This window comes from Pseudomonas tehranensis, assembly GCF_014268615.1.
Lineage (GTDB): Bacteria > Pseudomonadota > Gammaproteobacteria > Pseudomonadales > Pseudomonadaceae > Aquipseudomonas > Aquipseudomonas tehranensis.
In genome coordinates, this window is sequence record NZ_JABWQV010000152.1 from 1 (window position 1) to 11,659 (window position 11,659).

Below are 11,659 nucleotides of genomic sequence, written 5' to 3' on the forward strand. Positions count from 1 at the left end.
CTTCGCGAGCAAGCCCGCTCCCACAAGGGGATATGCGGTGTTGTTGAGAGGGCGGGAAAACCCGCCCCCTCCACAGGTCAAGCGTAGCTTTCGATCGACGGGCAGGCGCAGACCAGGTTGCGGTCGCCGAACACGTTGTCGACCCGGCCCACTGGCGGCCAGTATTTGCCGTCGATCAACGACGTCACCGGGTACACCGCTTGTTCGCGGCTATAGGGGTGGGTCCACTCGCCAACGATTTCCGCGGCGGTGTGGGGGGCGTTTTTCAGTGGGTTGTCGTCTTTGTCCAGGCTGCCGTTTTCCACCGCACGGATTTCTTCGCGGATGCAGATCATGGCGTCGCAGAAGCGGTCCAGTTCTTCCTTGGATTCGCTTTCGGTCGGCTCAATCATCAGCGTACCGGCCACCGGGAACGACATGGTCGGCGCGTGGAAGCCGAAGTCGATCAAGCGCTTGGCCACGTCATCGACGCTGATGCCGCTGCTGTCCTTGAGTGGGCGCAGGTCGAGAATACACTCGTGGGCTACCAGGCCGTTGCTGCCGGAGTAGAGCACCGGATAGTGTTCTTCCAGGCGGCGGGCGATGTAGTTGGCGTTGAGTATCGCCAGTTGCGAGGCACGCTTGAGGCCAGCGCCACCCATCATGCGGATGTACATCCAGGTGATCGGCAGGATGCTCGCGCTGCCGAACGGCGCCGCGCACACCGCGCCTTCCTTGCGCGCCATGTTGGCGTGGCCCGGCAGAAACGGCGCCAGGTGGGACTTGACGCCGATCGGGCCGACACCCGGGCCGCCACCGCCGTGAGGAATGCAAAAGGTCTTGTGCAGGTTCAGGTGGGACACGTCGCCGCCGAACTTGCCCGGCGCGCAGAGGCCGACCATGGCGTTCATGTTGGCGCCGTCGATGTACACCTGGCCGCCGTTGTCATGAATGATGCCGCAGATTTCGCGGATGCCTTCTTCGAACACACCGTGGGTGGACGGGTAGGTGATCATCAGCGCCGCCAGGTGTTCACGGTGCTCGGTGGCCTTGGCCCGCAGGTCTTCGATATCGACGTTGCCGCGCGCATCGCAGGCGGTCACGACCACACGCATGCCGGCCATGTTGGCGGTAGCTGGGTTGGTGCCGTGGGCCGACGACGGGATTAGGCAGATGTCGCGACGGTCTTCGCCACGGCTCTGGTGATAGGCGCGGATAGCCAGCAGACCGGCGTATTCACCCTGGGAACCGGCGTTGGGTTGCAACGACACGGCGTCGTAACCGGTGGCGGCGCAGAGCATGGCTTCCAGTTCGTCGGTCAGTTGTTGGTAGCCGGCGCTCTGCTCGGCGGGGGCGAACGGGTGCAGGGCGCCGAACTCGGCCCAGGTCACCGGGATCATTTCGCTGGCGGCATTGAGCTTCATGGTGCAGGAACCCAGCGGGATCATGGTGCGATCCAGGGCCAGGTCCTTGTCGGCGAGCTTGCGCAGGTAGCGCATCAGCTCGGTTTCGGAATGGTAGCGGTTGAACACCGGGTGGCTGAGGACTGCCGACTGGCGCACCAGCTCGGCCGGGATGCGGCTTTGCACGGTGGCGGCCAGGGCGGCGAAGTCCGGCAGGGCCTTGCCGTCGGCCAACAGGCTCCACAGCGTTTCGACGTCAGCCTGGGAGGTGGTTTCGTCCAGGGACAAGCCCAGGCGTTCAGCGTCCACCACGCGCAGGTTGATGCGCTGGGCACGCGCCTTGTCGTGCAGGGCAGCGGTTTGCGCGCCGGTGTGCAGGGTCAGGGTGTCGAAAAAGCTGTCCTGCTCGACAGCCAGGCCCAACGCGCCCAGGCCCTTGGCGAGGATCGCGGTCAGGTGGTGGATGCGGTTGGCGATTTGCGTCAGGCCTTTAGGGCCGTGATACACGGCGTACATGCTGGCGATGTTGGCCAGCAAGACCTGGGCGGTGCAGATGTTGCTCGTGGCTTTCTCGCGGCGGATGTGTTGTTCGCGGGTCTGCATCGCCAGGCGCAAGGCCGGCTTGCCGAAACGGTCCACGGAAACACCCACAAGGCGGCCAGGCATATCGCGCTTGAAGGCATCCTTGGTGGAGAAATACGCCGCGTGCGGGCCGCCAAAGCCCAATGGCACGCCGAAGCGTTGGGCGCTGCCGATGGCCACGTCAGCGCCGAACTCACCCGGTGCCGACAGCAGGGTCAGGGCCAGCAGGTCTGCGGCGACAGCGACCAGGGCGTTGGCGGCATGGAAGCGTTCGGTCAGTTCACGGTAATCGAACAGGTCACCGTTGCTGGCCGGGTATTGCAGCAGCGCGCCGAAGAAGCTGGCGACGTCAGTGAGTTCGCGTTCGTCGCCCACCACCACCTCAATGCCCAAGGGCTCGGCACGGGTGCGCAGCACATCGAGGGTTTGCGGGTGGCAATGGCGGGAAGCGAAGAAGGCATTGCTGCTCTTGTTCTTGCTCAGGCGCTTGCAGAAGGTCATGGCCTCGGCGGCGGCGGTGGCTTCGTCCAGCAAGGATGCGTTGGCGATCGGCAGACCAGTGAGGTCGCTGATCAAGGTCTGGAAGTTCAGCAGTGCTTCCAGACGGCCCTGGGAAATTTCTGGCTGGTAAGGGGTGTAGGCGGTGTACCAGGCCGGGTTTTCCAGCAGGTTGCGCAGGATCGGCGCTGGCGTGTGGCAGTTGTAGTAGCCCTGGCCGATGTAGGTCTTGAACAGTTGGTTCTTGCCGGCAATGGCCTTGATCGAGGCCAGTGCATCGGCTTCACTCTGGCCGTCGCCCATGTCCAGCACGCTGGTGCCCTTGATGCTTTCCGGAATGACGCTGGCGCTCAACGCTTCCAGGGAGTCGTAGCCCAGGCGCTCGAGCATGGCTTGCTCGTCGCTGGCCCGCGGGCCGATGTGGCGGGCGATGAATTCGTTGGCGGTGCCGAGATTAACGGTCATGTTGCGCTCCTCAGGCTTCGGCGTTGGCTTTGATCAGGCGGTCATAGGCGTCCTGATTCAGCAGTTGGCCAACTTGGCTGGCGTCGGCGGGCTTGAATCGGAAAAACCAGCCTGCACCCAGCGGATCTTCGTTGACCAGTTCCGGATTGCTTTCCAGGGCCGGGTTCACTTCCAGCACTTCTCCGTCCAGCGGCATGTACACACCGCTGGCGGCTTTTACCGATTCCACGGTAGAGGCTTCGTCACCCTTGGCGTAGCTTTGCAGTTCCGGTAACTGAACATAGACCACATCGCCCAAGGCGTTCTGGGCAAACGCGGTAATACCGACGGTAACGCTGCCGTCGGCTTCAGTGCGCAGCCATTCGTGATCTTCAGTGAAACGCAACTCGCTCATGGAAACTCCTGGGGCCAGATTCGTCTGGTGGACGCGAAGAAAGGCGCGGGGCTTGGCCCGGCCGAATGGTTATATCCTTAGCAAGAATGCGGCCAATACAAAAAAGTATTTAAATATCAATGATTTGGCTTGTATTGGCCAAGACTGAGCGGTTCCGTCTGTAGCGAAATCGCTACAGTTCCACGCCCGGATAAAATCGTAGTGGGATCAAAGCCTTGCACAGCGCTGCCTGGCGACAACTGTAGCGATATCATTCCACTGTAGCGCTTTCAGTACAGATGGAGGTCGTTTTTGAGGCGTTCTTGAACACGACACAGAACCCCTGTGGGAGCGGGCTTGCTCGCGAAGGCGGAGTGTCAGCAAAGCAGATGTCGATTGCCACACCGCTTTCGCGAGCAAGCCCGCTCCCACATTCGACCGAGTAAGGCTACGGCTTGCCGGAAATCCCGTATTTGCGCAACCGATGGGCAATGGCGGTGTGGGAGGTTTGCAGGCGGCTGGCGAGCTGGCGGGTGGAGGGATAGTTGACGTAGAGGCTTTCGAGCAGGTGTTTTTCGAAGGCTTCCACGGCTTGCTCAAGGCTCTCGACTTCCACGTCACCCTGGCGCGCCACGGAAGTGCCGGCAATGTCCAGGTCGCCAATGTCCACCAGGCTGCTTTCACAAATGGCCGCGGCGCGGAAGATCACGTTCTGCAATTGCCGCACATTGCCCGGCCAGCGGTTACCCAGCAGCGCCGGGTAGGTGCCGGGGGCCAGGCGGCAGACCGGGCGCTGGATTTGCGCACAGGCCTGCTGCATGAAGTAGCGCGCCAGCAGCAGGATGTCCTGGCCGCGTTCACGCAGCGGCGGCACTTCGACATTGAGCACGTTCAGGCGATAGAACAGGTCTTCGCGGAACGAACCTTCGCTGACCATTTTTTCCAGGTTGCGGTGGGTCGCGCTGAGAATGCGCACATTGACCTTGATTTCCCGGTCGCCGCCGACCCGACGGAAGCTGCCATCGTTCAAGAACCGCAGCAGTTTGGCTTGCAGGTAAGGCGACATCTCGCCGATTTCATCGAGAAATACCGTGCCCTGGTTCGCCAGTTCCATCAGCCCTGGCTTGCCCCCCCGTTGCGCCCCGGTGAAGGCGCCTGGGGCGTAGCCGAACAGCTCGCTTTCGGCCAGGTTTTCCGGCAGTGCGGCGCAGTTCAAGGCCAGGAACGGCGCGCCGTGACGGGCACTGATGGCGTGGCAGGCCCGAGCCACCAGCTCTTTGCCGGTGCCGGTTTCGCCCTGGATCAGCAAAGGTGCATCCAGCGCCGCCACCCGCTGGGCCCGGGCCTTGAGAGTGCGGATCGCCGGGGATTCGCCGAGCAGCGCGTCAAACCCTTCGGCGTGGTCGTGGTGCAGCGCCGACAGGCGTTCGCCGATGCGGTTTGGCTGATAGAGGGTCAGCAACGCACCAGCGTTCGTGATGGGCGTGGCGTCCAGCAGCAGAGTCTGGCCGTTGAGGGTGATTTCCCGCAGCGGCAGGCGAAAACCATTCTCCAGCAAAGCCCCCAACAGGGCCTCGTCACCGAACAGCTCGGCAACGCTTTCTCCGGCCGGTTCACGGCCGTACAGGGCGATCAGCGCCGGGTTGGCCAGCAACACGTGGCCGGCGCTGTCCAGGGCCAGTACCGGGTCGGTCATGGCCGCGAGCAGGGCGTCGAGCTGCAAGTGCCGACGCTGGCCTGGCAGGATGTCCACCACAGTGACTGCCTGCACGCCCCGCACGCTGAACAGCGCCTCGCGTAATTCGTCCAGCACCTGCGGGCTGAGGGTCGGGGCGTCGATGTAGACGTTGGGCGGCACCATCTCCACCGCATCCAGATTGAGATTGCGCCCACCGAGCAAAGCCAGGACTTCCTGGGTAATGCCGACGCGGTCGATGAAACTGACGTGGATACGCATGGGGCGGTTTTGGGTTCTGGAATACGGAGGGTGGCCAGTATGCCTTGGGGCGGGCTATTGGTGAAATCCTGGCGCAGTACTTGAGACCCATGGTGACCCCCTGTGGGAGCGGGCTTGCTCGCGATATGCCAGCCACAGATCCCCCTGTGGGAGCGGGCTTGCTCGCGAAAGCGGTGTATCAGTCGACATCTGGTTGGCTGACACTACGCCTTCGCGAGCAAGCCCGCTCCCACAGGAGGTCGGCGGTGAGGCGGATGTCGTTTACAACCCAATATCCCACTCCGGCGTCTCGGGAAACTTGAGCACCAAAAAATCCAGCAGGCTACGCAGTGCCGAGGGCATGTGCTTACGTGATGCATACACCGCGTACATGTTCATTTTCCGGGGTTCGGCGTGGGTCAGCAGGCGGATCAGCTCGCCGTTCTGGATGTGCGTGCCCGCCTGGTAGCTGGGCAGCATCGCCACCCCGGCGCCAGCCATGGTCGCCCGCAGCAGGGTGCTGGCCTCGTTGGCGCTGATGTTGCCCTGCACCGGCACCGAGACCTGCTCGCCGTCTTGCTCGAAATGCCACAGGCTCCTGCCGACGTAGGAGTGGGTCAGGCAGTTGTGCCGGCTCAGGTCCTCGACCCGCTGTGGCGCCGGATGTTCCTGCAGGTAAGCGGGCGAGGCGCAGATCACCGAGCGACAAACCGTCAAGCGCCGGGCAATCACGTTCGGGTCAAGGTCGTTGCTCATGCGGATCGCCAGGTCGATGCGTTCGTCCACCAGGTTCACCGTGCGATCGAGCATTTGCAGGTCGATGCTGACCCCCGGATAACGCCCGACGAACTCGGCCATGGCCGCCGCCAGTTGGGCCTGGCCGAACGAGGTGCTGGCGCTGATGCGCAGCATGCCACGGGGCGCGTCGTCCGGCGTACTGACGGCGGCCTGCATGTCGCCGGACAGCTCCAGCATCTGCCGACAGCGCGGCAGGATTTCCAGGCCCGCAGCCGTCAGGCTCAGCTTGCGGGTGGTGCGGTGCATCAACCGGGCTCCGACCCAGTCCTCCAGTTCCGCCAGATACCGTGACACCACCGGTCGCGACAGCTCCAGGTGTTCGGCTGCCGCCGACTGACTGCCCAACTCCACCACCGCGACGAACACTTGCATTGCGTGTAGACGATCCATGATTTGCCCGATTTCAGAAACAAACTATGTTCAAGCATCGCATTTTTTGAAACGAGTCAGGCCACTAAGCTGCGCTCATTGCCAATCGGGCTTATGCACAACGGAGCACAACATGACCGGATCCACCTTATTCAAGCGTCTGCTGCTGGCAACCACTTCGATGGTTTTCGCGGCCAACACCTGGGCAGCCGACCTTGCGCTGGATGTCTATAACCCCGGCGCAGCGGCAGTGTTCCCAGTGACCTCGGTATTGGTCAGTGGAGAAAAAGAGGCGATTCTGGTGGACGCCCAGTTTGGTAGGTCCCAGGCCGAACAATTGGTGCAGAAAATTCGCGCCAGCGGCAAGCAATTGACCACGATTTACATCAGCCACGGCGATCCCGACTACTATTTTGGTCTGGAGACCCTGACCACCGCGTTCCCGAAGGCCAAGGTGCTGGCTTCTGCGCCGACCGTCGAACACATCAAGCACACCCTGGACGGCAAGTTGAAATATTGGGGGCCGATCCTCAAGGCTGATGCGCCGAGCAAAGCGATTGTGCCCCAGGTGCTCAAGGGCGACAGCCTGACCCTGGAGGGCAAGCGCTTGCAGATCATCGGTCTTGATGGCCCGCAACCGGACCGCAGCTTCGTCTGGATCCCGTCGATCAAGGCTGTGGTCGGCGGCGTCGTGGTGGCTGAGAACATTCACGTCTGGATGGCCGACACGCAGACGCCGCAGTCCCACAAGGATTGGCTGGCGACGCTGGAGGGCATTGAAAAACTGCAACCGAACACCGTGGTTCCCGGCCATTACCTGGGTGAAAGCGCCCGGTCCCTGGCGCCGGTGAAATTCACCGCCGACTACATCAAGGCCTTCGACGAGGAAACCGCCAAAGCCAAGGATTCCGCTGCCCTGATCGCCGCCATGAAGCAGCGCTACCCCGATCTTGGGGAAGACAGCTCCCTGGAGCTTAGTGCCAAGGTAGCCAAGGGTGAGATGAAGTGGTGATTGGGTTGTAGCGCCACATCAGCCTGTCTTTCAAACATCGCTAACCAACGGAGAACATCATGAGCAAAATCGCAATCATCGGCGCCACCGGTCGGGCTGGCAGCCAGTTGTTGGAAGAAGCCCTGCGTCGCGGTCACAGCGTGACGGCCATTGCCCGTAACACCGCAAAAATCGGCGAGCGGGCTGGTGTGGTCAGCCAGCAGTTGGATGCATTGGACAGCGAGGCGTTGACCGCAGCGGTAGCCGGTCATGATGCGGTGATCTGCGCCGCCCATTTCGCCACCGTGCCGGCCGACAAAGTGATCGCCCCCGTCAAGGCGGCCGGAGTCAAGCGCTTGCTGGTGGTGGGCGGGGCCGGTTCGTTGCTGCTGCCGGACAATAGCCGTGTGATCGACAGCGAAGGCTTCCCTGAGGAATACCTCGCCGAAGCCAGTGCCGGAGCATTGTTCCTGGACGTGCTGCTCAAGGAGCAGGACCTGGACTGGACCTTCCTCTCGCCCTCGGCGGAGTTCGTCGAGACCGAGCGCACCGGGCAGTTCCGTATCGGCAAGGATCACCTGCTGTTCGACGCCACCGGGCGCAGCTGGATCAGCTTTACCGATTACGCCATTGCAATGATCGATGAAGTGGAGACGCCGCAGTTTTCGCGGCAGCGCTTTACCGTCGGTTATTGATCTTGCACCACCTGCACGAACTTTCTGACCTGCACAACCTGCACGAACTCTCTGACCTGCGCGAACTGTAGGAGCTGTCGAGTGCAACGAGGCTGCGATCTCTCCCCTGGCAATTGAGTCGCGAGCGAAAGATCAAGATCAAGATCAAGATCAAGATCAAAAGATCGCAGCCTTCGGCAGCTCCTACGGGGGGGGCAGCTGTGGATTCTCATCCACACGCTGACCAGCACCGTCGCCGCCATCAGCCACGCTACCGCTGCCAGGTTAATGGCTCAGGCCATATTTTTTGACTTTGTCGAACAGCGTGGTTTTGGCCATGCCTAGCTCCAGGCTGGCTTGGGTCAGGTTGCCACCGCTGCGTTGCAGGGCGTCCACCAGCAGGTTGCGTTCGAAGGCTTCTACCGCTTCGGCGAAGGCCAGGCCCTGGCTGGCGCCGCTGGCCCCCGACTTCTTGAAGGCCGGCAGGCCCAGTGCATAGCGTTCGGCAACGTTGCGCAGTTCCCGCACGTTGCCCGGCCAGTCGTGGCTCATCAGGTTGGACAGCGTCTGGTTGTCCAGCTCCGGCACCGTACGGTCGAAGCGCAGGGACGACTGCTGCAGAAAATGCTCGAACAGTTGCAGAATGTCTTCGCGGCGCTCGCGCAGTGGCGGCAGTTCCAGGGTCACCACGTTGAGGCGGTAATACAAGTCGCTGCGAAACTGCCCGGCCCGGCCCAGTTCGTCCAGATCGGATTTGGTGGCGGCGATGACCCGGCAATCCACCGCCACGCTCTGGTTTGAGCCCAGGCGCTCGAGGGTGCGTTCCTGCAACACCCGCAGCAACTTGATCTGCAAGGGCAGGGGCATGCTCTCTACTTCATCGAGAAACAGCGTGCCGCCGTCGGCGTGCTCGATCTTGCCGATCCGGCGTTTGCCGGCACCGGTAAAGGCATTGGCTTCATGGCCGAAAATCTCGCTTTCGAAGAGGTTTTCCGGCAGGCCGCCGCAGTTGAGCGCGACGAATTGTTTGCTATGGCGCCGACTGAAGTCGTGCAGACAGCGCGCGATCAGTTCCTTGCCGGTGCCGGTTTCACCTTCGATCAGTACGTTGGCCGAGGTGTCGGCCACGTTGGCGATCAGCTCTCGAAGGTGCTGCATGGCCGGTGAACGGCCAATGATCCGGCCTTCCAGGGAGTCACGTTCGGCCAGTTGCCGGCGCAGCGATGAAACCTCCCGGGCCAGGCTGCGTTGCTCCAGGGCGCGGCGGGCGACGTCCACCAGGCGTTCAGGGGAGAAGGGTTTCTCCATGAAGTCATAGGCGCCTTTTTGCATGGCACCCACGGCCATGGAAATGTCGCCGTGGCCAGTGATCAGCACCACTGGCAGGCTGCGGTCCCGGGCCTTGAGGCGGGTCAGCAGCTCCAGGCCATCGATGCCCGGCAGGCGAATGTCACTGATGACGATGCCGGCAAAGTCATCGCCGACCCGCTCCAGGGCCTCTTCGGCGCTGCCCACACCGATGCAGGGAATGTCTTCCAGAGTCAGGGCCTGCTGGCAGCCCAGCAGGACATGCGGGTCGTCCTCGACGATCAGTACGCTCAGGTCGTTGTTCATGGCTGCTCGGCAGGTAAAGGGCTTACCAACGGTAAACTGAGGATAAAAGTGGTTCCACCTTCGGTCGGGGACTCGACCCCCAGGTGGCCGCCCGCGGCGGCGGCCAGGCTTGCCGAGAGGGTCAGGCCCAAGCCAAGGCCTTGTTCGCCGGGTTTGGTGGTAAAGAACGGTTCGAACAAATGCTTGCGTGCCTCGGGATCGATGCCATGGCCGTTGTCTCGCACCCGCAGGCGATATTTGCCATCCGAGGCAGTGCCTTCAAGCCACAGCCGCGGCTCGGGTTGGGTCTGCATGGCGTCCAGGGCGTTGCCGATCAGGTTCACCAGGATTTGTTCAAGACGCGTCTGGTCGATCTGTACCTGAACGTCGTCGTAACCGGCATGCACCTGGATCTTCAGGCTTTCGAGGCGTCCACCCAGCAGTTGCAGCGCGGCTTCGACTGCCTTGCCAAGGCTGGCCCGACCCTGATCGTCGCCGCGTCGGGCAAAGGAGCGCAGGCTGGCGGTGATCCGGCCCATGCGGTCGATCAGGTCGTTGATGGTCTTGAGGTTGGCGCTGGCGATATCCAGTTGACCCCGCTCCAGGAAGCGCACGGTGTTGCCGGACAAGGTACGCAACGCGGCCAGCGGCTGGTTGAGTTCATGGGCGATGCTGGTGGACATCTGGCCGATGGCGGCGAGCTTACCGGCCTGCACCAGTTCGTCCTGGGCCCGGCGCAACGTCTCTTCGGCCTGCCGCCGTTCGCGGATCTGGCCCTTGAGCCGTTCATTGCTGGCCCGCAGGTCGGTGGTGCGTTCGGTAATCCGACGTTCGAGCTGATTGTTGGCTTCCTGCAAGGCTTCCCGGGCAGCGAGGCGAGTGGCGATGACCTTGCGCCGCTCGTTCCAGGCGATCAGCAGGAAAGCCACCAGGGCGAAGGCCACGGCCACCAGGATGCCCTGGTTGATTGCCTGGCGACGCAGGTCTTCAAGGGGCGTTAGCAGGGTAAAATTCCAGGGCGTGTCGCTCAAGGGGCGGGTCTGTGACAGATAGCTGATGGCCCGTTCGTCGGACACCAGCTCGGCGTTGGCCGGGAAGGTCAGTTTCTCCATGCCTTCGGCCAGTCGTTCGCGAGCCAGGGGAATCAGCTCGTTCAACGGGAACCAGTAATACTGCAGGCTGCGGGCCAGGCGCTCTTTGGTTTCGTCGCTCAGCGGTCGCACGGACTTGAGCCGTCGTGCCGGATCGCTGGACAAAATGATGATGCCATTTTCGTCGCTGACGAAGGCTTCCAGGCGCGCGCGCTGCCAGCGCTCTTCCATGGCTTCCAGGCGTACTTTGACCACCGCCACGCCGATGATCTTGCCCTGCTGTTCCAGGCCATGGGCCAGGTAATAGCCAGGCTCGCCGCTGGTGCTGCCGATGCCATAGAAGCGCCCGGGCTGACCGCGTACGGCGTTCTGGAAATAGGCGCGGAAGGACAGGTCTTCACCGAGGTAACTGTCGACGTCGCGCCAGTTGCTGGTCGCCATGACGCGGCCTGTGGTGTCCATCACATAAATGGCCCGACTGCGGCTGCGCCGGTTCAGGCCTTCGAGGTATTCGTTGACGGTCTTGCGATGCTCGGGCGTGGGGTCGTCGAGCAGTTGCGAAACGCTGGATTCAAGCTCCAGCAGGCTGGGCAGGTAGGTGTACTTGCTGATCTCGCTCTCGACCGCACGGGCGTGCAGTTCCAACTGGCGCTCGCCGTTCTCGCCCAGACCGCGAATGCCGTAGTGCTCGCTGATCCAGAAGCCGAGGTAACCCAGGCCGATCATCAGGGCAATGATCAGCGGCGGCAGGAACAGATGGCGAATCAGACGGGGTTTCACGGCAAGTGATGGCGGCGCGGCGCGATAGAGAGTGGGGTCGCATTTCATCACAGAAGCCTTGGGTCAACCACAACACAAATCCATAAGCCAACACAGGACCACTGTGGGAGCGGGCTTGCTCGCGAAA

8 protein-coding genes are annotated in these 11,659 nt (G+C 62.4%); 2 read left to right on the top strand and 6 right to left on the bottom strand.

Going from position 1 to position 11,659, the window contains the following annotated elements:
* Positions 1 to 77: 77 nt before the first annotated feature.
* The 4 genes from gcvP to HU811_RS18945 form a co-directional block, all read right to left on the bottom strand.
* On the bottom strand, positions 78 to 2,927 hold the full coding sequence (gcvP, locus tag HU811_RS18930; RefSeq protein WP_186657459.1) for an aminomethyl-transferring glycine dehydrogenase: 2,850 nt from the start codon (positions 2,925 to 2,927) through the stop codon (positions 78 to 80).
* 10 nt (positions 2,928 to 2,937) lie between these two features.
* Positions 2,938 to 3,321 carry a glycine cleavage system protein GcvH gene (gene gcvH, locus HU811_RS18935; RefSeq protein WP_092393240.1) on the bottom strand — a complete coding sequence of 128 codons (384 nt, stop codon included), beginning with the start codon at positions 3,319 to 3,321 and terminating at the stop codon, positions 2,938 to 2,940.
* Positions 3,322 to 3,748: 427 nt separating this feature from the next.
* A complete protein-coding gene (gene gcsR, locus HU811_RS18940) occupies positions 3,749 to 5,257 on the bottom strand; it encodes a transcriptional regulator GcsR (protein ID WP_092393237.1) in 1,509 nt (502 codons plus the stop codon).
* A gap of 261 nt (positions 5,258 to 5,518) precedes the next feature.
* Positions 5,519 to 6,424: a LysR family transcriptional regulator gene (locus tag HU811_RS18945; RefSeq protein ID WP_186657463.1), complete on the bottom strand. Its 906-nt coding sequence runs from the start codon at positions 6,422 to 6,424 to the stop codon at positions 5,519 to 5,521.
* A gap of 112 nt (positions 6,425 to 6,536) precedes the next feature.
* Between HU811_RS18945 and HU811_RS18950 the strand changes: the two genes are divergently transcribed.
* A complete protein-coding gene (locus HU811_RS18950; protein ID WP_186657466.1) occupies positions 6,537 to 7,415 on the top strand; it encodes an MBL fold metallo-hydrolase in 879 nt (292 codons plus the stop codon).
* A 59-nt stretch (positions 7,416 to 7,474) separates the two neighbouring features.
* Positions 7,475 to 8,089 (top strand): NAD(P)-dependent oxidoreductase, encoded by a 615-nt coding sequence (locus HU811_RS18955; RefSeq protein ID WP_186657469.1) that lies wholly within the window; start codon positions 7,475 to 7,477, stop codon positions 8,087 to 8,089.
* Positions 8,090 to 8,353: 264 nt separating this feature from the next.
* On the opposite strand, the gene aauR is transcribed toward HU811_RS18955, so the two are convergent.
* Both aauR and aauS read right to left on the bottom strand, forming a co-directional pair.
* On the bottom strand, positions 8,354 to 9,682 hold the full coding sequence (gene aauR, locus HU811_RS18960; protein ID WP_092393223.1) for a two-component response regulator AauR: 1,329 nt from the start codon (positions 9,680 to 9,682) through the stop codon (positions 8,354 to 8,356).
* The gene (aauS, locus tag HU811_RS18965; RefSeq protein WP_186657472.1) at positions 9,679 to 11,580 is read right to left on the bottom strand and encodes a two-component sensor histidine kinase AauS; all 1,902 of its coding nucleotides are present in this window, start codon (positions 11,578 to 11,580) and stop codon (positions 9,679 to 9,681) included. Before aauS ends, aauR begins: the two co-directional genes overlap by 4 nt.
* Positions 11,581 to 11,659 lie beyond the last annotated feature (79 nt).

Excerpts from the sequence above, each read along its gene's own strand:
- gcvP (WP_186657459.1), bottom strand. The coding sequence starts at position 2,927 with ATGACCGTTAATCTCGGCACCGCCAACGAATTCATCGCCCGCCACATC.
- gcvH (WP_092393240.1), bottom strand. The coding sequence starts at position 3,321 with ATGAGCGAGTTGCGTTTCACTGAAGATCACGAATGGCTGCGCACTGAA.
- gcsR (WP_092393237.1), bottom strand. The coding sequence starts at position 5,257 with ATGCGTATCCACGTCAGTTTCATCGACCGCGTCGGCATTACCCAGGAA.
- HU811_RS18945 (WP_186657463.1), bottom strand. The coding sequence starts at position 6,424 with ATGGATCGTCTACACGCAATGCAAGTGTTCGTCGCGGTGGTGGAGTTG.
- HU811_RS18950 (WP_186657466.1), top strand. The coding sequence starts at position 6,537 with ATGACCGGATCCACCTTATTCAAGCGTCTGCTGCTGGCAACCACTTCG.
- HU811_RS18955 (WP_186657469.1), top strand. The coding sequence starts at position 7,475 with ATGAGCAAAATCGCAATCATCGGCGCCACCGGTCGGGCTGGCAGCCAG.
- aauR (WP_092393223.1), bottom strand. The coding sequence starts at position 9,682 with ATGAACAACGACCTGAGCGTACTGATCGTCGAGGACGACCCGCATGTC.
- aauS (WP_186657472.1), bottom strand. The coding sequence starts at position 11,580 with ATGAAATGCGACCCCACTCTCTATCGCGCCGCGCCGCCATCACTTGCC.